The sequence below is a fragment of the Amycolatopsis sp. NBC_01480 genome (genome assembly GCF_036227205.1).
Taxonomy (GTDB): domain Bacteria; phylum Actinomycetota; class Actinomycetes; order Mycobacteriales; family Pseudonocardiaceae; genus Amycolatopsis.
The window spans coordinates 3,444,448-3,464,057 of the sequence record NZ_CP109442.1; the positions used below are offsets into that span (position 1 = coordinate 3,444,448).

21 protein-coding genes are annotated in these 19,610 nt (G+C 70.4%); 9 read left to right on the forward strand and 12 right to left on the reverse strand.

The window, feature by feature from the left end:
* Window positions 1–31 precede the first annotated feature (31 nt).
* The 3 genes from OG371_RS16345 to OG371_RS16355 form a co-directional block, all read right to left on the reverse strand.
* On the reverse strand, window positions 32–193 hold the full coding sequence (locus OG371_RS16345) for a hypothetical protein (RefSeq protein WP_329070106.1): 162 nt from the start codon (window positions 191–193) through the stop codon (window positions 32–34).
* Window positions 194–356: 163 nt separating this feature from the next.
* The gene (coaA, locus tag OG371_RS16350) at window positions 357–1,289 is read right to left on the reverse strand and encodes a type I pantothenate kinase (RefSeq protein ID WP_329070108.1); all 933 of its coding nucleotides are present in this window, start codon (window positions 1,287–1,289) and stop codon (window positions 357–359) included.
* A gap of 135 nt (window positions 1,290–1,424) precedes the next feature.
* Complete coding sequence (locus OG371_RS16355; RefSeq protein ID WP_329070109.1) at window positions 1,425–2,057, reverse strand: macro domain-containing protein; 633 nt, start codon at window positions 2,055–2,057, stop codon at window positions 1,425–1,427.
* Between the two features lie 97 nt (window positions 2,058–2,154).
* Between OG371_RS16355 and pheA the strand changes: the two genes are divergently transcribed.
* From pheA to OG371_RS16370, 3 genes are all read left to right on the forward strand, one after another.
* Window positions 2,155–3,060, forward strand: a complete 906-nt coding sequence (gene pheA / locus OG371_RS16360) for a prephenate dehydratase (protein WP_329070110.1) — start codon at window positions 2,155–2,157, stop codon at window positions 3,058–3,060.
* Window positions 3,057–3,671 carry a histidine phosphatase family protein gene (locus OG371_RS16365; RefSeq protein WP_329070111.1) on the forward strand — a complete coding sequence of 205 codons (615 nt, stop codon included), beginning with the start codon at window positions 3,057–3,059 and terminating at the stop codon, window positions 3,669–3,671. The genes pheA and OG371_RS16365 overlap by 4 nt, the downstream gene beginning before the upstream one ends.
* A gap of 171 nt (window positions 3,672–3,842) precedes the next feature.
* The gene (locus tag OG371_RS16370; protein WP_329070112.1) at window positions 3,843–4,499 is read left to right on the forward strand and encodes a DUF4232 domain-containing protein; all 657 of its coding nucleotides are present in this window, start codon (window positions 3,843–3,845) and stop codon (window positions 4,497–4,499) included.
* Window positions 4,500–4,502: 3 nt separating this feature from the next.
* Here the strand turns inward: OG371_RS16370 and OG371_RS16375 are convergent, their stop codons facing one another.
* From OG371_RS16375 to OG371_RS16390, 4 genes are all read right to left on the reverse strand, one after another.
* Entirely contained in the window at window positions 4,503–4,994 is a 492-nt protein-coding gene (locus tag OG371_RS16375; RefSeq protein ID WP_329070113.1) for a hypothetical protein, read from the reverse strand.
* 57 nt (window positions 4,995–5,051) lie between these two features.
* Complete coding sequence (locus OG371_RS16380; protein ID WP_329070114.1) at window positions 5,052–6,293, reverse strand: MFS transporter; 1,242 nt, start codon at window positions 6,291–6,293, stop codon at window positions 5,052–5,054.
* Window positions 6,294–6,451: 158 nt separating this feature from the next.
* Window positions 6,452–6,802, reverse strand: a complete 351-nt coding sequence (locus tag OG371_RS16385; protein ID WP_329070116.1) for a metallopeptidase family protein — start codon at window positions 6,800–6,802, stop codon at window positions 6,452–6,454.
* Window positions 6,803–6,805: 3 nt separating this feature from the next.
* On the reverse strand, window positions 6,806–7,774 hold the full coding sequence (locus OG371_RS16390) for a septum formation family protein (protein ID WP_329070118.1): 969 nt from the start codon (window positions 7,772–7,774) through the stop codon (window positions 6,806–6,808).
* A 93-nt stretch (window positions 7,775–7,867) separates the two neighbouring features.
* Here OG371_RS16390 and OG371_RS16395 point away from each other — a divergent pair, with 93 nt between their 5' ends.
* The 4 genes from OG371_RS16395 (at window position 7,868) to OG371_RS16410 (ending at window position 11,119) form a co-directional block, all read left to right on the forward strand.
* On the forward strand, window positions 7,868–8,488 hold the full coding sequence (locus OG371_RS16395; RefSeq protein WP_329070119.1) for a hypothetical protein: 621 nt from the start codon (window positions 7,868–7,870) through the stop codon (window positions 8,486–8,488).
* Complete coding sequence (locus OG371_RS16400; RefSeq protein WP_329070121.1) at window positions 8,489–9,655, forward strand: glutathionylspermidine synthase family protein; 1,167 nt, start codon at window positions 8,489–8,491, stop codon at window positions 9,653–9,655. It begins immediately after the preceding gene.
* A 67-nt stretch (window positions 9,656–9,722) separates the two neighbouring features.
* Window positions 9,723–10,175, forward strand: a complete 453-nt coding sequence (locus tag OG371_RS16405; protein ID WP_329070123.1) for a DUF350 domain-containing protein — start codon at window positions 9,723–9,725, stop codon at window positions 10,173–10,175.
* Window positions 10,176–10,213: 38 nt separating this feature from the next.
* Window positions 10,214–11,119: a haloalkane dehalogenase gene (locus tag OG371_RS16410; RefSeq protein WP_329070126.1), complete on the forward strand. Its 906-nt coding sequence runs from the start codon at window positions 10,214–10,216 to the stop codon at window positions 11,117–11,119.
* A gap of 3 nt (window positions 11,120–11,122) precedes the next feature.
* Here the strand turns inward: OG371_RS16410 and OG371_RS16415 are convergent, their stop codons facing one another.
* Entirely contained in the window at window positions 11,123–11,617 is a 495-nt protein-coding gene (locus OG371_RS16415; protein ID WP_329070128.1) for a polyketide cyclase, read from the reverse strand.
* 196 nt (window positions 11,618–11,813) lie between these two features.
* Window positions 11,814–13,106, reverse strand: a complete 1,293-nt coding sequence (locus OG371_RS16420) for an aspartate aminotransferase family protein (protein ID WP_329070130.1) — start codon at window positions 13,104–13,106, stop codon at window positions 11,814–11,816.
* A 153-nt stretch (window positions 13,107–13,259) separates the two neighbouring features.
* On the opposite strand from OG371_RS16420, the gene serS reads away from it, so the two are divergent.
* A complete protein-coding gene (gene serS, locus OG371_RS16425; protein ID WP_329070132.1) occupies window positions 13,260–14,531 on the forward strand; it encodes a serine--tRNA ligase in 1,272 nt (423 codons plus the stop codon).
* A 24-nt stretch (window positions 14,532–14,555) separates the two neighbouring features.
* On the opposite strand, the gene OG371_RS16430 is transcribed toward serS, so the two are convergent.
* Window positions 14,556–15,356: a nucleotidyltransferase domain-containing protein gene (locus OG371_RS16430; protein ID WP_329070134.1), complete on the reverse strand. Its 801-nt coding sequence runs from the start codon at window positions 15,354–15,356 to the stop codon at window positions 14,556–14,558.
* Window positions 15,357–15,430: 74 nt separating this feature from the next.
* Here OG371_RS16430 and OG371_RS16435 point away from each other — a divergent pair, with 74 nt between their 5' ends.
* Window positions 15,431–16,444 carry a DUF3558 family protein gene (locus OG371_RS16435; RefSeq protein WP_329070135.1) on the forward strand — a complete coding sequence of 338 codons (1,014 nt, stop codon included), beginning with the start codon at window positions 15,431–15,433 and terminating at the stop codon, window positions 16,442–16,444.
* Window positions 16,445–16,460: 16 nt separating this feature from the next.
* Here the strand turns inward: OG371_RS16435 and OG371_RS16440 are convergent, their stop codons facing one another.
* Both OG371_RS16440 and lhgO read right to left on the reverse strand, forming a co-directional pair.
* The gene (locus OG371_RS16440; protein ID WP_329070137.1) at window positions 16,461–18,308 is read right to left on the reverse strand and encodes a hypothetical protein; all 1,848 of its coding nucleotides are present in this window, start codon (window positions 18,306–18,308) and stop codon (window positions 16,461–16,463) included.
* 116 nt (window positions 18,309–18,424) lie between these two features.
* Complete coding sequence (gene lhgO, locus OG371_RS16445; protein WP_329070139.1) at window positions 18,425–19,609, reverse strand: L-2-hydroxyglutarate oxidase; 1,185 nt, start codon at window positions 19,607–19,609, stop codon at window positions 18,425–18,427.
* Between the last annotated feature and the right edge of the window lies 1 nt (window position 19,610).

The following is a 19,610-nucleotide window of genomic DNA, read 5'->3' on the forward strand; positions in this document are numbered from 1 at the left end:
GAAATCAGCCCGGTGGTCTTGCCGAGGCGGCCTACGCGGTCGGCCCGGTCGGGCCCGGAATGGCGTCGGCGGTCTTCGCGCGGCGTTCTCGCAGGGCCTCGTCGAAGTCGACGACGAAGGTGCCGGCGGCCATGGCCACCAGCAGGGTCAGGCCTAGTACTGCGCCGATCCAGGTCAGGACGATGGTGAGCATTGTGGCCTCCTCCCCAGGTCAGACGGTTTTTCCTGGTGAGTTCAGGGTCGCTTTCACACGGGCGGCCCGGTATCGGCCAACCGGTTAGGAAAGCCACTCGCCGATCGGCCGATCGGCCAGCCCAGGGTGACCCGGCGGGGCCGTGTGAGTGAACCGGGCGGCCTCAGAGCTTGCGGAGCCGGACGCGGTTGATCGTGTGGTCCGCGTCCTTGCGCAGCACCAGGGTCGCCCGGGGGCGGGTCGGCTTGATGTTCTCCATCAGGTTCGGCTCGTTGATCGTGGACCACAGGTGACGGGCCTCTTCGCGGGCCTCGTCGTCGGGCAGGCCGGCGAAATGGTGGAAGTGCGACGCCGGGTCCGAGAACGCCGTGTGGCGCAGCTTCAGGAAGCGCTCCACGTACCAGCGCTCGATGTCGTCGGTGTGGGCGTCGACGTAGATGGAGAAGTCGAACAGGTCCGAGACGGTCAGCCGCGGGCCGGGCTGCAGGACGTTCAGGCCCTCGATGATCAGGATGTCCGGACGCTCCACCACCTGCTCCTGACCAGGCAGGATGTCGTACGCGAGGTGCGAGTACACCGGCGCCGACACGTGCTCGGCGCCCGACTTCACCTCGGTGACGAACCGCAGCAGCGCGCGCCGGTCGTAGCTCTCCGGGAAACCCTTGCGGTGCATGATGCCGCGGCGGGTCAGCTCGGTGCGCGGGTACAGGAAGCCGTCCGTGGTCACCAGGTCGACGCGCGGGTGGTCCGGCCAGCGGGCGAGCAGCGTGCGCAGGATGCGGGCCGTGGTCGACTTGCCGACCGCCACGCTGCCCGCGATGCCGATCACGAACGGGACCTTCGTGCCGCGGCAGTCCTCGCCGAGGAACGTGGTGGTGGCTTCGTACAGCTGCTGGCGCGCCTTCACCTGCAGGTTGATCAGGCGCGAGAGCGGCAGGTAGACCTCCGCGACCTCGGCCAGGTCGACCTGCTCGCCGAGCCCGCGCAGCCGCACGAGCTCGTCGGCGGTCAGCGGCAGTGGCGTCGAACTGCGCAGCTCACGCCACTGCTCCCGGTGAAGCTCGACGTAAGGGCTGAGTTCACGGACCCGTGGCATCGCACACTCCTCGGCCGTCGCCTGCGCTGGCTCCGTCGTCAAATGCGGTTTTACTGCGCCTCTAACGGTAGGGCCAACCCGACGTGAACGCGCTGTGATGTGATGCACGCGCCCCTATCCTGCGGCCAGCGAAGATCACCGAGCGTGACGACGGTGGCCGAAGGCTTCCTCCCACGCCGCGGCCACCTGGCGCGCGCAGACGGCCGGCGGCACGCCGCCGAAGCCGGTGCCCAGTCCCGGCATCGCGATGGTGGTGACGTGGTCGCGGACCGGCCCGTGATCGAGCTGCCCGTGCTGCCACTGCAGGAACACCGCGCGCGCCGCCAGGTAGGGGTGGACGGTGTCGGCTGGCAGCACCTCGCCGGGCTCGCGCATGGTCGGCGCGCTGATCAGCCAGGCCGGCTCGGCCTCACCGGTCGGCACGATCACGGACTCGCCGATCGGCAGTTCCCCGCCGTACGAAGCCAGAACCGCGCTGCGGACGCTCTGCTCGACCCCCGGGAAAGCGCGCGCGTAAACCGCGTCGATCCCGCCGCGCATCCAGCCGTACGAGTTGGCCGGGCTGACCACCGCCTGCGCCGCGACGTCGAGCACCGAGCCGCGGTGCACCCGGACCCGGCCACCAGGATCGGCGAGGGTGGAGAGGGCAGTGGTCCAGGCGGCGGCAAGCGGTTCATCGACGGCGCACAACACCAGTTCCGGCGCCCGCGGTGAGGCCGGCGCACCGGCGTCTTCACGCCCGGTGTGTGTGCCCGATTCGGCGGTCACGCTTCTAGCATGGCAAAAAACGCCACCCGGCGTAACCGGTTGGCGTACCGGCTGTCCGAGTGAAAGTCGCCACGTGCGGGGTAAGTAGCCTGACGAGGTGTTGCGGATCGCGTACTTCGGCCCCCAGGGAACATTCACCGAACAGGCCGCCCGGGCGCTCGCGCCCGGCGAGGACCTGACCCCCTACGAGACGGTCCGGCTCGCGCTCGCGGCCGTGCGCGAAGGCGCCGCGGACGCCGCGTGCGTGCCGATCGAGAACTCCGTCGAGGGCGTGGTGCCGACGACGCTCGACGGGCTCAGCGACGGCGATCCGCTGGTCGCGGTGGCCGAGACGATCCTGCCCATCCACTTCAGCGTGCTGAAGCGCCCGGGCGGCGGCGAGATCCGGACCGTCGCCAGCCACCCGCACGCGCTCGCGCAGGTCCGCGAGTGGGTGGAGGCGAACCTGCCGGGCGCGACTCCGGTGGCGTCCTCCTCCACCGCGGGCGCGGCCGTCGGCGTGGTCAACGGCGATTTCGACGCGGCCGTCTGCGCGCCCGTCGCCGCCGAGCACTACCCGCTGGAGGTGCTGGCCACGGGCGTCGCCGACGTCCGGGACGCGCAGACGCGCTTCCTCATGGTCCGCCGCCCCGGCGAGCTGCCCGCCCCGACCGGCGCGGACCGGACGTCGATCGTCGCGGCGGCCGTGAACCGCACCGGCACGCTGGCCGAGCTGCTCGCGGAGCTGGCCGGACGCAGCATCAACCTCACCCGCCTCGACGCGCGCCCCACGCGCAACAACTTCGGCGAGTACCGCTTCTTCATCGACTTCGAGGGCCATGTCGCCGAGCCCCGGATCGTCGACGCGATGGCCGCGCTGCGCCGTCGCTGCCACGTGCGGTTCCTCGGTTCACATCCGCGCGCCGACGGGGTCGTGGCGACCATCGAGCCGGGCGCGGGCAACCAGGATTTCCTCGACGCGCAGGCCTGGGCCGACGCCGTGGTGAAGGGAGAGGGCGCGTGAGGCTGCTGCTGGTCCGCCACGGTCAGACGTCCGGGAACCTGCGGGGCGCGCTGGACACGGCGCTGCCCGGGCCGCCGCTCACCGAGCTGGGGCAGGAGCAGGCGCGGGCGCTCGCCGAACGGCTGGGCGGCGAGCCGATCGTCGCCGTGTACGCCTCGCAGGCCACGCGCGCGCAGCAGACCGCCGCGCCGCTGGCCGAGGCGCTGGGCTTCGAGGTGCAGGTGATCGAGGGCGTCAAAGAGGTGGCCGCCGGCGACCTCGAGGACCACACCAGCCGCGAGTCGATCGAGCTGTACATGAAAACCGTCCGACGCTGGACGCTCGGCGAGCTGGACGCGCGGATCCCCGGCGGCGAATCGGGCGCGGAGGTCCGGGCCCGCATGCTGCACGCGGCCGCCGAGCTGCGCGCGAAGCACGAGGACGACGGCCCGGACGCCACCGTCGTCCTGGTCAGCCACGGTGGGGCGATCCGGCTGGGCGCGGAGTGGCTCGCCTCGAACGTGCCGCCCGACCTGGCGAACAGCGCGCTGATCCCGAACACCGCGTTTGTCGAGCTGCTCGCCGAGCCGGATGGCTGGCGCTGCCTGACCTGGGTGGACACGCCGCTGTAAGGGCTCGTGAGTGGCTATGACGGTTCTAACCGGCGTAGCCACTCACGAGTCCTCGAACGGGTGGGCCACCGTCAGCCGTTTGGTGGGGAATTCACGGTCCCCGCGCAACCCGGTGCCGTGACCGCACGTCCACTGAACAGTGGTTCACCCCAGCACAGGGAGGCGAGTGAGATGGTCAGTTTCAAGAAACCACGGATTTCCCTGGTTGTCCTTTCCGCGGCAGGCGCGTCCGCCGCGCTACTGCTTTCCGCCTGCGGTGGCGGCACGACAACCGCGTCCAGTGACACTTCGAGCTCAGCCCCGTCGTCGAGCGCTTCGCCCGCGGCCACGGCCAGTTCCAGCCCGTCCACTCCGGGCAGTTCGTCCGCCACGGGGGCGCCGGCCCCGGGCCCGGCACCGGACAACGGCCTGTGCAAGGCCGGTGACGTCGCGCTTTCGCTCGGCCAGGGCGACGCGGGCGCCGGCTCCGCGTACCGGCCGCTGAACATCAAGAACACCAGCGGCAAGCCGTGCACCATCCAGGGTTTCCCGGGCGTCTCGTACGTCGGCGGGGACAACGGGCAGCAGATCGGCCCGCCGGCGTTCCGCAGTGGTGAGAAGGGCGCGGCGGTCAAGCTGAACCCCGGCCAGTCCGCGGCCGCCGACATCCAGTTCGTCCAGGTGCGGAACTTCGACCCGGCGGTGTGCAAGCCGACCCCGGTCAAGGGCCTGCGGGTCTACCTGCCGCAGGAGACCGCGTCGAACTTCCTGGCCGACCCGGGCACCGGCTGCGCGGGCGGCAACCTGCCCGGCAACCAGCTCAGCGTGAAGACGGTCCACCGCGCCTGAGGCTCAGCCGCGCGCGCAGAGCTGCTGCACGGTGACGATGGCGGCCTGCCCGGCGACACTGTCGAACCGGCTGGTCACCACCATCTGGTTCACGGCGCCGAGGCCCTGCGCCAGCGGCTGGTACCGGCCGTCGGAATCGGCGGCCGCCTGCGCGAGATCGTAGGCGGCCGCGACCCGGTGGACGGCGTCGTCGGAGAGCCGGGTGAAGGCGGCGGCGTCGTAACCGCCGGTGGTGTCGGGCAGGTGGCCTGCCCGGTACAGGCTCTGGCAGGCCGCCAGCGCGTCGTCGTTCGCGCCGCCGCGCTGGCCGGACAGCGCCCAGAGCAGGCCGAGCACACAGCAGCCGAGGACGAAGCCGGCGACGGCGGCCAGCACCAGCGGCCGACGCTCCCGCGGGGCCTTCTCGTCGGGGTCGTCGAGGGCGGGATCGTCGGCGTCGGGGTCACCGGTCTGTCTGTCGTCGTCCGGCAGCGACGGGGTGTCGATTGTGGTCATCGCGTACCTCCGCACCGGCCGGGTGATGTGCTATTCCAGCACCAAAGCCGGGCGAATTCACTGCTCGAGCGGTAGTGCGGGCCGCGATGAGGCCGTTTTGTCATCGATCGGGAACCGGCGCAGCGAAGCCGCGGCGAAAACCGTGACGGCCAGCAGCGCGACGCCGGACGCGGTGAACGTCCGGCCCGCCGAGCCCAGTGCCTCCGTGAGCAGGCCGCCGAGCAGGGCGCCGACCGGGATCACGCCCCAGACGACCGTCCGCCAGACCCCGAGCACGCGGCCCAGCAGCTCGCCGGGGACCAGCGTGTGGCGGACCGTCGCGAGCACGACGTTCACCGCCACCATCGCGGCCGCGAACAGCCCGAACAGCAGCGCGGAGGTGACCGGCTGCCGCGTCAGCCCCATCCCGCCGAAGCCCGCGGCGCAGCACAGGACCCCGCCGACCAGCACGGCCCGCCGGCTGAAGCGGTGGACCAGCTTGGGGGCGAGGCCGGCCCCGGCCAGCCCGCCGATGCCGCCGACGAAGGCGAACAGGCCGAACGTCGCGTCGGACAGCTTGAGGTCGTCGAGCGCATAAAGAACGAGCTGGGCCTGCGCCAGCTCGCTGAGCAGGCTGAGCAGCCCGGCGATCGCGAGCAGTCGCAGCATCAACGGGCTCCGGCGTAACCAGCGGATGCCGTCCGCGAGGTCGCTGCGGAAGCGCGTCGGCTCAGCCTGCTTCGGCCGGTACGTGCCGCCGAGGCCGAGCAGCACGGCGGCGGCGATCGCGAAGCCGGCCGAGTTGAGCAGGAACGGGAAGGTGGCGAAAAGCGCGAAGGCGGTGCTGCCGACCGGCCCGCCGAGGAACGTCTGGCCGACGATCTCGCAGGCCTGGAGCTTGCTGTTGGCGCCCTCCAGATCGTGCTCGCCGACGACGGCGGGGATGAGCGCGTTCGCCGCGCTGTCGGCGACCGTCTCGGCCGTCCCGATCAGCAGGGCCGCGACGTAGACCAGCCAGATGCTCACCGTGCCCGCCGCGACGAGCACCGCGACCGAGCCGCCGACCGCCGCGCGCGCGACGTTCGCGAGCACCATCGCCCGCCGCCGGTCCACGCGGTCCACCAGCGCCCCCGCGACCACAGCGAACAGCAGCCACGGCAGGAACTGCACCGCCGACAGCCCGGCGATCAGCACCGGGTCGTGCGTCAGCGTGGTGGCGAGCAGGGGGAACGCGACCTTGCCGACGCCGTCGCCGAGGTTGGACACCGCGCTCGACGACAGCAGCCACCTCAGCCGGTTGTCAGCGCGCGCTCGGCCCACGGCGGTACCTCACTGGAGTCGGGTCATGACTGCTAGTGAGAGTGTAGGTCGACTGTCACCATTCAGTGATCGATAGTCGCGATTGGTGACAAATCTTGCGCTCGGATGGCCGCGAGCCGCCGGAAACGGGAAATCCCACGTTCCGATATGCGGTTTTCTCAGCCCCAGCCGAGGTCGTGCAGGCGCTCGTCGTTGATGCCGAAGTGGTGGCCCAGCTCGTGCATCACGGTGATCAGGACCTCGGTGACGACCTGGGACTCCGTGTCGCACATGCCGAGGATCGGCCGGCGGTAGATGGAGATGCGGTCCGGCAGGACGCCGCCGTAGTCGGAGGTGCGCTCGGTGAGCGCGATGCCGTGGTAGAGCCCGAGGATGCCCGGGGACTCGTCGTTGTCCTCCTCGACCAGCACGACCACGTTGTCCATCGCGTCGGCGAACTGGGCCGGCACCTGGTCCAGCGCCTCCGAGACCAGCTCCTCGAAGCGGGCCCGGGTCATCTCGACGGGCACGGGTCAGCCGCCCCCGGTGGAGCTGGGCGGCGTCGACGAGGGCGGCGCCTTCGAGGTGTCCTTGACGCTGCCGGTCACGGCCTGGAACCCGCTGTTGTCGGGCAGGGTGGCCGCGGCCTTGCAGTTCACCTTCGTGGACCCGGCGTCCCAGCTCTCCTGCTCACGCAGGTCCCAGCCCAGGATCAGCTTCTTCTGGCTGAGGTCGGCGCCGCCGGTGTAGTCCTTCGCGGCGTCGGCGCACGCGGTGTCGAGCCAGGCGCTCTGGTCCTTCTGGCTCGGGTAGCCGTCCTTGAACTTCGAGGCCAGGTCCAGCGTCGCGATGATCTCGTACGAGTGCGGCCGGCCGCAGTCGATCGGGTCGCCGACGCCCTTGCCGGCCAGCGCCAGGCAGGTGCCCGGCGCCCAGACCAGCGACTGGTCCTGGTCCTTGGCCGCCCCGGTGGTCGGCTGGAGGCCGCCGCCCGGGCCCGCCCACTGCAGGCCGCAGCGCAGCTGGCGGTCGCCCGCGCCCCACTGGTCCGAGGTCGGGCGCAGCAGGTTCGTGGTGAGCTTGCCGTACGGGTCGAGCGCGTGGCCGAGGTACGGGCGGACGTCGGCGTTGCACTTGTCCTGCGCGATCTGCTGCCACTGGTCGAGGTTCGGGAACGGCGCCTGGGCGTTGAACTGCGCGCCGATGTCGACCGAGCTCGTCACCTCGAACAGGTGCGGCTGGGTGCAGGGCACCTTGTGGGCGTCCGACGCGTCGGACGCGGCCCAGGTCAGGCAGCTGCCGGGCGCCGCGTGGAAGGCCTCCTGGGCGGCGGCGTTGAGCTTGCCCTCGCCGCCGCCGGACCCCCCGGCGAGCGAGTCGCTCCAGGAGAACGTGACACTGAGGGCGAGCGCGATGATGGCGCCCAGGAACACCCCGGCCATGACCACGCGGGTGCTCAGGGTCTGGAGGGGCGGACGGAACCGCTGGGCGTCGGGAGGCATCGATACCCATGATGCCCGCGCCGCACGAGCCGTGCGCGATCCGGGTCGATAGTCTGGACAGGTTTTCGCGGTGCGGGGGATTACGGAGCGCAGATGACGCAGGACGACAACGTGGGGCAGCAGCCGCCCGAAGAGCCGGCCCAGCGCGGTTCGATGAGGTTCCAGGACGAGAGCACGCAGCCGCGTGAGCCGTCGCTGGCCGAGCAGCGCGCCCGCCGCCAGGCCATCGCCGACCAGGAACGCGAGGCGCAGGAAGCGCAGGCCGCGACCCTCGTCGCCGACCGCAAGGCCGCGACCAAGCGCAAGATCCTGATCGGCAGCGGCGTCGTCGTCGGCCTGGCCGGGCTCGTCGGCACCTTCTACACGGTCGCGAGGCCGGCCGAAACCACGGCGGTCTGCACCGACGCCAGCGGAGTCGTCCAGCCCGACCAGAACTGCGACGAGACCTACGTCAGCAGCCACCACGGCTACTCCAGCGGCGGGTTCTGGTTCATCCCGCTGCCCGGCGGCGGTTTCTCCCAGTACCGCTACAACTACGGCGGCACCGGCAACGTCGGCCAGCGCGTCTCCGGCGGCTCGTTCACCGCGCCGTCCGGCAACACCAACGTCACCACCAAGTCGGGCACGTCCGTGCAGCGCGGCGGCTTCGGCATCAGCGGCAAGAGCGGGACCTCCGGCGGTACGGGCGGAACCGGCAAGAGCGGGGGCTCGTAGGTGTACCGGGATCGCAGCGAACCGCGCCGGGACTGGCAGCGGACCGTCGAGGACCAGGGACTGGTCTACGGCACCCCGGCCAGGGACGGCGCCGGCAAGGCGCGCCCGTACTGGGACGAGTCCGTGCACTACGTGTTCAGCATGGACGAGGTCCTCTCGCTCGAGGCCGACGTCGAGCTGCTGCACTCCATGTGCCTGGAGGCCGTGGACAACGTCGTGACCACCGAGGGCTACCGGCGGTTCGGCATCCCGGAGTGGGTCTGGCCGCACATCGCCGAATCGTGGAAGCGGCAGGACCCGCACGTGTACGGCCGCTTCGACCTGCGTTACGACGGCAAGTCGCCGGCCAAGATGCTGGAGTACAACGCGGACACGCCGACCACGCTGCTCGAGGCCTCGGTGCTCCAGTGGCACTGGAAGACCGAGGTGTTCGAGAAGGACGACCAGTGGAACTCCATCCACGAGAAGCTGGTCGAGCGCTGGCGTGTGATCGGCGACAAGCTGCCGTCGAACGAGCTGCACTTCACCTGGTCCTCGGCCGACCCGAGCGGCGAGGACCACGTGACCACCGCGTACCTCCAGGAGACCGCCGCCGAGGCCGGGCTCGACACCGTGGGGCTGTCGATCGAGGAGATCGGCTGGGACCCGGTGCTCAAGCGCTTCGTGGACCTCGCCGAGGCGCCGATGTCCACAGTGGTGAAGCTCTACCCGTGGGAATGGGTGGTCGACGAGGAGTTCGGCCGCTTCGCCGTGGAGACGATGCCGCGCACGCTGTGGGTCGAGCCGCTGTGGAAGATGCTGCTGTCGAACAAGGCGCTGCTGGCGGTCCTGTGGGAGAACTACCCCGGGCACCCGAACCTGCTGCCCGCGTTCACCGACGACCCCGGCCTGCTCACCGAGTACGTGCGCAAGCCGAAGCTGGGCCGTGAGGGCGCGAACGTGCAGATCGTCGCCACCGGCTACGAGACCCAGACCGACGGCGTCTACGGCGCCGAGGGCTACGTCTACCAGGCGTTCGACCCGCTGCCGGAGTTCGACGGGTACCGGCCGGCGCTGGGCGCGTGGATCGTCGGGGACGAATCGGCCGGGCTGGGCATCCGCGAGACCAGTGGGCTGGTGACCGACGACGGTGCGGCATTTGTCCCGCACCGCATCCCCGAGACGTGATAGAACCCTCCCTGATCCGCTTTCGCCTGGTCCGTACGAATCGTTCTGATCGTTTCTGGGAGACGTTGTGACCTCGACCCTTGCGCTGTCCGACACGTTCGGCTCCGACCTCGTGCGGGGGATCGGCGCGATCCTGTTGTACGGCGTCGTCGGCCTGCTGCTGATGTTCGCCGGCTTCTACGCGATCGACTGGACCACCCCGGGCAAGCTGTCGCAGCTGGTCACGCGCGGCCTGCCGAACGCGGTGATCGTGACCGCGTCCGGGCTGCTGTCGATGGCGTTCATCGTGGTGGTGGCGATCTTCAACTCCGCCAGCGACCTCACCGAGGGCCTGATCACCTCGCTGGTCTACGGGCTGATCGGCATCGTCGTCCAGGTGGTCGCCGTGCGGCTGCTGGAGTGGGCGACGCGGATCGACGTGGGCTCGACCATCGAGAGCGAGAAGTTCGCCCCGGCGAGCATCGTGGTGGCGGCCGCGCACATCGGCCTCGGTCTTGTGGTCGCCGTCGGTATCTCCTGAGCGTGGCCGGGCGGTCCCGTTCCCACTAGCTTGGACATGTGCGACTGCTCAGGACACCGGAAGACCGGTTCACGGACCTGCCCGAGTTCCCCTACGAGCCGCAGTACACGGAGCTGGCCGATCCGCACGGCGGGCTGATCAGAGTGGGCTATGTCGAGGCGGGACCCGCCGACGGCCCGCCGGTGCTCCTCCTGCACGGCGAGCCGAGCTGGTCGTACCTGTACCGGAAGATGCTGCCGGTGCTGGCCGACGCGGGGCTGCGCGCGATCGCGCCGGACCTGGTCGGCTTCGGCCGGTCGGACAAGCCCGGTGACATCGTTGACCACAGCTACGCGCGGCACGTCGGCTGGATGCGCGCGTTCGCGTTCGACGCGCTGGACCTGCGCGGCGTCACGCTCGTCGGGCAGGACTGGGGCGGGCTGATCGGGCTGCGGCTGCTGGCCGAGCACCCGGACCGGTTCGCCGGGTTCGTCGCCGCCAACACCGGCCTGCCCACGGGCGACACGGACATGCCGCAGGTGTGGCACTCGTTCCGGCAGGCCGTGGAGAACGCGCAGATCTTCGACACGGGCCGGTTCATCCAGTCCGGTGCCCGCACGAAGCTGACTGACGAGGTGAAGGCCGCCTACGACGCGCCGTTCCCGAACGAGATGTACAAGGCCGGCCCGCGCGCGATGCCCGGGCTGGTGCCGACACGCCCGGACGACCCGGCTTCGGCGGCCAACCGCGCGGCTTGGCAGAAGCTGACCGAGCTGGATGTGCCGTTCCTGTGCGCGTTTTCCGACTCGGACCCGATTACGGGGGCGATGGCGCCGATCTTGCAGCGCGCCATGCCGGGTGCGGCGGGGCTGTCGCATCCGACGATCGTTGGGGCTGGGCACTTTCTGCAGGAGGACGCGGGGGAGGAGCTGGCTTCACACGTGGCTCGGTTCGTGCGGCGGTAGAGGTTATCGCTGCTCGGCTAGGTGCTTCAGGTTCAGCAGCTGTCGCCGGGCCATGACCAGATCGCCGACCGACAGGACGAGTGCGGCCGCGCGGCTGATGTGTGCGGCGATCTTGAGCAGCAGCCGGGTGGTGCCGTGATCCTGGGGCACGAGGACGTACGACATGAAGACGCCGGTGATCCGGCCCGTCAGCTGTTCTCCCGGCTCGACCGAGACGATGCGGCCGAGCCGCCGGCCGCCGGCGGTGGTGAACCGTTCTCCGGTTTTTGGCTCGGGAAGGCCTAACAGCTGGCGGGGTGAGCGTCGGCCCAGGTTGTCGATCCAGTCGTAGGAGTACGGGGCGAGCCGGACTTGGGTGACCCATGGCCAGACTGCTTCGGCGGGTGCCCGGACGTCGACGCCGCGCCAGGCCTGCAGAGTGGGTGAGGGGACGAAGCTGTCGCAGGGGTAGGAGCGCTCGACTTCGCTGTCGGTCACGCCCCAGCGGTCACCGATCATCGCTCCTCCGCCCACGGCTCGGTTGCCAGGTGGGCGGTGCCCGGGTGCTGAGCAGCCCCCGTTTTCCACGTTACCGGGGTGGGGCGACAGATTTCGGGCCTCGGCTCCGGGGAAGTGCCGTCAAGGACTCCTTACCTGCGTTGGACGCGGGTAAGGAGTCCTTGACGGCGTTCGGGCCGGGCCGGGGCGGGGCGCGTCAGGTGAGGGCGGCGTGGGTGGCGGCCAATGCGTCGACCAGGATGTCGAGGCCTTCTTGGGCTTCGGCTTCGGTCAGGGTCATCGGGGGGCCGATGCGCAGGACGTTGCCGTGGAGGCCGCCCTTGCCGATGAGGAGGCCGCGTTTGCGGGTTTCCTCCAGCATTCGCGCCGCGGCGCGAATGCTCGGCGTGGTCGTGCCCGGCTCGACCAGTTCGACGCCGATCATCAGGCCCTTGCCGCGGACCTCGCCGATCACCGGGTTCGCCACGGCGCGCAGGCCGGACAGGAGCTGGTTGCCGCGGGCGGTGCAGTTGGCCTGGAGGTCGTGGTCGCTGATGTAGTCGAGCACGGCGGTGGCGCCGACCATCGAGACCGGGTTGCCGCCGAAGGTCGAGAACGACTGGGCCTGGAAGCAGTCCAGCACGTCACCCCGGCCGACCACGCCGCCGATCGCGAGGCCGTTGCCGAGGCCCTTGGCGAAGGTCATCATGTCCGGCACCACGTCGTGCGCCTGGATGCCCCAGAAGTGCTCGCCGGTGCGGCCCCAGCCGGCCTGGACCTCGTCGGAGATGAACAGGATTCCGTACTCGTCCAGTACTTCCTTCATCGCCTTGAACAGCCCGTCCGGCGGCAGGCTGAACCCGCCGACGCCCTGGATCGGCTCGGCGATCAGGCACGCGACGTCACCCGAGGTGGCGATCTGCAGGATGTCGACGAGATCGGCCACGCAGGCGTCGATGTAGGCGGAGTCCGACAGGTCCTTGAACGGGCTGCGGTAGCGGTAGCCGCCGTGCACGTAGTTCACCTTCACCGGGCTTAGCGCCGAAGCCGACCAGCCGCGGTTGCCGGTGATCGCGACGGTGCCGAACGAGCGCCCGTGGTACGAGTTGCGCAGCGCCAGCACCTGGCTGCTGCGGCGGAACTGCGTGGCCAGCATCAGCGCGGTGTCGTTGGCCTCGCTGCCGGTGCTGGTGAAGAAAACCTTGGCGTCGGGGATGCCCGAGAGCTTCGCGATCCGCTCGGCCAGCTCGACCTGCGAGCGGATCAGGTACAGCGTGGACGTGTGCAGCACGCCGGTGTCAAGCTGCTTGCGTACGGCGTCACCGATTTCGGCGACGTCGTAGCCGATCGAGTTGGTCAGCACGCCGGCGAAGAAGTCGAGGTAGGTGCGGCCGTTGGAGTCGGTCATCCGGCGGTCCTGCGCGTGCACGATCTCGAGCGGCTCTTTGTAGAACAGCGACATCCACGACGGCAGTACCGCCTGGTGGCGCGCGAGCAGGTCGTCGGTCATGTCGTTCTCCGTCCGTTTCGGCCTGTGGCGAGTATGGGGAGCCGGGGAAACGGGCGACAACGATCAGACTGTCGGCTTGTGCGGAAGCGCCCGCACAGTGTGTACGGGAAACTGCGTCGAAGGCGTAGCTGGCCTGCGACTACCCTCATCCCCGTGATTGATCCCAGGACTCTGCGTGAAGACCCGGAAGGCGTGCGCGCGTCGCAGCGTGCCCGTGGTGAGGACGAAGGGGTGGTCGACAAGCTGCTCGGCTTCGACTCCCGGCGCCGCTCCGCGATCGCGAGCGCCGACAAGCTGCGGGCCGAGCAGAAGTCCGTGAGCAAGCTCGTGCCGAAGGCGCCGCCGGAGGAGAAGGCCGAGCTGCTGACGCGGGCGAAGGACCTTTCGGCCCAGGTGAAGGCCGCCGAGGTCGAGCAGAACGAGGCGTCGGAGGAGTTCGACCAGCTCTTCCGCACCGTGCCGAACCTGGTGCACCCGGACGCGCCGGTCGGCGGCGAGGACGACTTCACCGTGCTCAAGACCGTCGGCGAGCCGCGGAAGTTCGACTTCACCCCGCTCGATCACCTCGAGCTGATGGAGGGCCTCGGCGCGGTCGACATGGAGCGCGGCGCGAAGGTTTCGGGCTCGCGGTTCTACTTCCTCTCGGGCGTCGGCGCGCAGCTGCAGCTCGGGCTGCTGAACATGGCCATCGCGCAGGCGCTGGAAAACGGCTTCACGCCGATGATCACGCCCTCGCTGGTGCGCCCGGAGATCATGGCCGGCACCGGTTTCCTCGGCGCGCACGCGTCGGAGGTGTACCGCCTGCGCGACGACGACCTGTACCTCGTGGGCACCTCGGAGGTGCCGCTCGCGGGCTTCCACTCCGACGAGATCCTCGACCTCGCCGACGGCGCGCGCCGCTACGCCGGCTGGTCGTCCTGCTACCGGCGCGAGGCCGGCTCGTACGGCAAGGACACCCGCGGCATCATCCGCGTGCACCAGTTCGACAAGGTGGAGATGTTCGTCTACACCAAGCCGGAGGACGCGGAGGCCGAGCACGCCCGGCTGCTCGGCTGGGAAGAGCAGATGCTGGCCAAGATCGACGTCCCGTACCGGGTGATCGACACGGCCACCGGCGACCTCGGCACGTCCGCCCACCGCAAGTTCGACTGCGAGGCCTGGGTCCCGACGCAGGAGACCTACCGCGAGCTGACGTCCACCTCGAACTGCACCACGTTCCAGGCCCGCCGGCTGTCGGTCCGCTACCGCGGCGAGAACGGCAAGCCCCTGATCGCGGCCACGCTGAACGGCACCCTCGCGACCACCCGCTGGATTGTCGCGATCATGGAGAACCACCAGCAGCCCGACGGCTCGGTGCTGGTGCCCGAGGCGCTGCGCCCGTTCGTCGGCGGCCGTGAGGTGCTGGAGCCGGTGAAGAAGCGCTGACTCGCTTTTGATTGTGGGCAGGGCCTAGCCGAGCGCGCGGCGAAGGGCGGCCGCGCGCTCGGCATCGTGGTGATCGACGACGGTCAGGTAGTGCCGGAGCAGGATCTGCCGAGACCGTTCGAGCTCCGTCAAGCTGACCGAACTCGCCCGGCCTTCGCTCAACGCCTCCAGCGCCTGCCTGGGCAAGCGGTCGACTTCACGGCCGTGCCAAGGGTTCAAACCGTGCCACAGGCACAACAACGTGATGATCTGGTCGCGAAGCTCGTCGAGCATCATGACCGCTTGCCACGTCCGCCCGCGGGCGATGGCCGAACGGGCGTGCACCGCGTAGAGCCAGGCCATGCCGATCACCTGCGCGCTGCCGGGTTCCGGTGGGCTCGTCGGCTCGTTGGCCCGACCGAAGACGAGCCGGAAGCCGTCCTCGGTGGCGCGGAACAGATCGCGGGGCCAGAACGACAGATCGACCTGCAGTGACGAGTCGAGCAGGAAGACCCGATAGCGGACTCCCTCGCGCGAAATCACGTCGAGGGTGTCGGCGACTCCGAACTTGTCGTTGAGCGAGCGGGTCCAACGCGCGACGACCGAGGCCTCGTCCGCGTCTTCGGCGAGCTGGAGGACGAGGTCGATGTCCGACCACCGGTCCTCGACGCCGCGAGCGGCCGATCCGACCAGAGCGGCACCGACGATGCCGGCGTCACGGCGGGCCGCGGCGATCAGCTCGTCACGGACCTGGGCGCGTTCGGCGACCTCGAACATCTTGTTCCTCCGGGCAGCGGAAACCTGAGGTATTACTATACCGGTATTGCTATTGGGTGTGATCGACAACGGCGGTTTCCGCAGATGAGCCGGTGCGCCGCCGTCCGGCCCAGTAGGGTGCGGGCCGAACGGGAGGAACATCGATGGGGTTCAGGGGAGTCCGCGCGGGCCTGACGGTCACGGCCGCGGCCGTGCTGCTCGCGGGGTGCACGGTGACGGTCGGGGGCACGGCCTCGCCGTTGCCGGGGCAGGGGCCGGTGAAACAGGTCGTCGACCCGTGCAAGCTGCTGAACGCCCAGCAGCTCGACGCGCTCGGCTACCGGGCGTCCGGCCACGGCGTCCCGGCCAGCGAGGCGCAGCGCGCGCCCGCGATGTGCTTGTGGCACACCAAGGACGACGTCTCGCCCTCGGTGATCCTGAACGTCGGCTGGGCCGTGGACCAGACCCTCGACAACTACCTGCAGGGCGCCGTGGTCAAGGCCCCGCCGGTGAAGCTGGGCGGGCTCGACTGGACGCGGTACGGCGCGTTCATCCCCGGCAGCTGCGATCTGTACACCACGCTCGGCGCGAAGTCGTTCGCCTTCGTGAGCGTCTCTTTCCAGGACGAGGACAAGGCCTGCGAACTGGCGAAGCAGGTGGTCCCCCAGGTGGCCGCGGGCCTGCCGGGCGGGCAGCCGGCGCCGCCGATCAGCGCGGCCTCGCCGTCGACCTCGGCTCTGCCGAGCGGGCCGGTCGCGGCGCTCGACCCGTGCGCACTGCTCAAGCCCGAGCAGGCCGCGCAGCTGAAAATGGAGACGACGGGCGCGAAGAACATCTCCGACAGCCCCTCGCCGAACGTCACGTACTGCCTCTGGAAGGACACCGACGGGGACCGCGGCCAGAAGGCGTTCGAGGTCTGGCTCGGCCCGGACGTGCCGGTGACGAAGTGGATCGGCATGGACGTGCCGCCGGTCGAGCAGGTCGACGGCGGCGGTGGCCGCAAGTGGTCGGTCTTCGCCAACTTCAACGACTCCGGCGGCGTGAACTGCGCTGCCGGGCTGGCGCTGTCGGACACCTCGTCGGTCGAGATCGTCAGCGGGTACCTGGACGATCCGAGCAAGTCCTGCGACGCCGTCAAGGCGGGCATTCCGCTGGTCACCGCGAACCTGCCCACCTGACGCACCACGCCGGGGCTCAGCCGGCGAGCGCCACGCTCCGCTGCGGTGCCGCCGGACGGGCCGGGCCCCAGGACGGGGCGACGGTGCGCGGCGGCGCGACCGGCACGTTGCGCGCGGCGGGGATGTTCGGCGGCGCGGTCCGGACCGGCTGCGGCGCGGCCGAAGCCGCGACCAGCGCCCGAGCCGGAACCGGGACCGACGGCCGAACCGGGGCCGCGACCCGAGCCACGGCCGGAACCGGCGCCGCACACCGAGCCGGAACCGGGACCGGCGCCGGAGCGGGGGCCGCGGGCCGCTTGAGGTCGAGGTCCACCGCGACCTCTTCGCCGCCGATCTCCCGGGTGATCCAGGAGCCGGATTCCACCATCACGGCCAGGGTTTTCGTGTCCAGGCCGTTGATCCGGGCGCGGTACCAGCCGTCGTCGGGCAGGTTCCCCATCCGGCCCGCCATCCGGTCCTTGATGGACTTGAGCCGCTGGAACAGCGTCTCGGTGAGGGCCTGGCGGTCGTGCCCGCCGGCCAGCCCGGCGCGGATGCGGTCCTCGATGCCGCGCGGCGCGCCGTTCTCGTCGGGCATCAGCATGGTGGTCCAGGCGCGGGACTTCTCGCGGTACTGCAGCTGCTGCATCAGGCCCTCGTGCGCGGCGAAGTCCGCGGCGCGGAACGAGCGGCCGGACCAGCGGGCCTTCAGGTTCGCGGCCAGCGACTGCACGCTCTTGACCCCGGTGTTGAGGCCGCGGCCGGGCCAGAAGTGCAGCGAGTTGGCGGCGTCGCCGAGCAGGAAGCCGAACGTGGCGGGCGCGAGCTGCGCGGTGAACTTCGGGTTCTGCGTCATGCCGAGCTTGAACGTGGTGATGCCGACGACGTCCTCCAGTCCGACGCCGAAGAACTTGATGCCGTCGGCGATCCGCGGCCACAGGAACGAGAGCGCGTCCACCGACGGCTTGAACACGGACTTGTGCCGGTCGCAGACGAACTTGTCGCCGTCCGGGCGCATGGTGCAGCCGAACTTGCCGATGCACTCGACCGGGCCGTTTTCGCCGTAGGCCACGAGTTCGGAGGCCTCCTCGGCGGTGAGGCGCATGTTGATGAAGCCGCCGCCGAGGGAGTTGAACAGGAAGCGGTTCTGGCACACCGTGAGCGGCACGGTGAACTCGTCCGGCAGCTTGCCCTTCACGCGGATGCCGAGCACGGTCTCGTCCAGCGGCGCGCCGTTCACCGAGTAGAGGTCGCGGCTGGAGGTGCCGAACGCGTCCTTGAGGTCGTCACGGGTCTTGGAGCGGGCGCCGTCGCAGATCGCGAGCACGTCGACCTCGCTCCAGGCGTCGGGCTGGGCGTAGGGCTCGGGGACCAGCTCGATGCCGTAGACGTCCTGCGCCATCTCGAGCAGGCAGTCCTCGATCCAGCGGATCTTGATGTTGCGCGGGCGGCCGCGCTCGGCGGGGGAGTCCGGGCCCAGCGGCCACATCTCGGAGTGCTTGCCGGCGACGAACAGGCGCTGCTGCATCAGCTGCGGCATCTGGCCCCAGACGTTGCTCTGCAGCGTGACGACCTGCTCGCGGCGGTTGTTGCCCTCTTCCTTGCCGCGCCAGACGATGCGGTTGCCGCGCCGGGTCCAGCGCCGGTCGTACACGCGGATCTTGGCCTGCTCGCCCATCATCGAACGCAGCGTGCAGGCGAAGATCAGCCCGACCGGCCCGCCGCCGGCCACGTCGACGCGCAGCGGCTTCGTCTCGCCGGCCCGCTGGACCAGCTTCACCACGCGGCCGAGGTCCTGTCCGGGCAACGACTTCACCGACTGCCGGTTCTGCTGCGGCAGAACGAGCTTCATCGTCGCGTCGAAGTGTGAGCCGTTGTGGTTCATGTCCCCGGACCCTCCCGTGTGCTTCCTCGGTCGGCCATCACACGGGGCTGGGGGCTCGGGCGGTTCACCGATTTCCGGAAAAAACTTCAGAAGATCTTTTTGCGCTGGTAGCAGGCCTAAGCCGAGACCTGGTCCGCGATGTGCCGGGCGATTTCGAGCGCGCTCGTGGCCGCCGGGGACGGGGCGTTGAGGACGTGCACCTGGTCCCGCGCGGTCTCGATGAGGAAGTCGTCGACGAGCGAGCCGTCGGGCCGCAGGGCCTGCGCGCGCACGCCCGAGCCGTGGCGGACGATGTCGTGCTCCGTGACCGCGGGGACGAGGCGCGCGAGGCTGGCGGCGAAGCGCTTCTTCGAGAACGAGCGCCGCACTTCCTCCAGCCCGGTCGGGAACGCGTACTTCTTCGCGAGCCGCCAGGCGCCGGGGAAACGGGCGACGTCGGCGAGGTCCTTCGGGGACACGTCGGCCCATCGGTAGCCCTCGCGCCGCAACGCGAGCACGGCGTTCGGTCCCGCGTGGACGCTGCCGTCGAGCATCCGCGTGAGGTGGACGCCGAGGAACGGCAGCGTCGGGTCCGGCACTGGGTAGATCAGGCCGCGCACGAGGTGGCGGCGTTCGGGCTTGAGCTCGTAGTACTCGCCGCGGAACGGCACGATGCGGGCGCTCGGCGTCAGGCCGGCCAGCTCGGCGACGCGGTCGGACTGCAGGCCCGCGCAGTTCACCAGCGCGTCGGCCTGCAGCACCTCGGTGCCGGTGGCGACCTCGACCCCGCCGTGGCGGCCGGGGCGGATGCCGAGCGCCGCGGTGTTCAGCCGCAGGTCGGCGTCGGCCTCGTCGAGCAGACGGACGAGCGTGGCGCAGACGGCTTCGTAGTCGATGATGCCCGTCGACTCCACCCGCAGTGCGCCGACGCACGCCACCTCGGGCTCGTACTCGCGGGCTTCGGCGGGCGACACCTGCTTGGCCGGGACGCCGTTGGCCTCCGCGCGTTCGGCGAGCGTGGCCAGCGCCGGCAGCTCGGCGGGCTCGGTGGCCACCACGAGCTTCCCGCAGACCTCGACCGGCACGCCGTACTGCCGGGCGAAGTCCACAATGGACCGGTTGCCGGCCACGGACATCCGCGCCTTGAACGAGCCGGGCTTGTAGTACAGGCCGGCGTGCACGACGTTCGAGTTGTGCCCGGTCTGGTGCGCCGCCCAGCGGCCCTCCTTCTCGAGCACCGTGACGTCCTGCCCGCGCTTCGACAGCTCCCAGGCCACCGCCAGGCCGACGATTCCCCCACCGATCACCACGACGTTCCGCACG

Coding starts and splice junctions, on each gene's coding strand:
- OG371_RS16345 (WP_329070106.1), bottom strand. CDS start 193: ATGCTCACCATCGTCCTGACCTGGATCGGCGCAGTACTAGGCCTGACC.
- coaA (WP_329070108.1), bottom strand. CDS start 1,289: ATGCCACGGGTCCGTGAACTCAGCCCTTACGTCGAGCTTCACCGGGAG.
- OG371_RS16370 (WP_329070112.1), top strand. CDS start 3,843: ATGGTCAGTTTCAAGAAACCACGGATTTCCCTGGTTGTCCTTTCCGCG.
- OG371_RS16375 (WP_329070113.1), bottom strand. CDS start 4,994: ATGACCACAATCGACACCCCGTCGCTGCCGGACGACGACAGACAGACC.
- OG371_RS16390 (WP_329070118.1), bottom strand. CDS start 7,774: ATGCCTCCCGACGCCCAGCGGTTCCGTCCGCCCCTCCAGACCCTGAGC.
- OG371_RS16395 (WP_329070119.1), top strand. CDS start 7,868: ATGACGCAGGACGACAACGTGGGGCAGCAGCCGCCCGAAGAGCCGGCC.
- OG371_RS16415 (WP_329070128.1), bottom strand. CDS start 11,617: ATGATCGGTGACCGCTGGGGCGTGACCGACAGCGAAGTCGAGCGCTCC.
- OG371_RS16420 (WP_329070130.1), bottom strand. CDS start 13,106: ATGACCGACGACCTGCTCGCGCGCCACCAGGCGGTACTGCCGTCGTGG.
- OG371_RS16435 (WP_329070135.1), top strand. CDS start 15,431: ATGGGGTTCAGGGGAGTCCGCGCGGGCCTGACGGTCACGGCCGCGGCC.
- OG371_RS16440 (WP_329070137.1), bottom strand. CDS start 18,308: ATGAACCACAACGGCTCACACTTCGACGCGACGATGAAGCTCGTTCTG.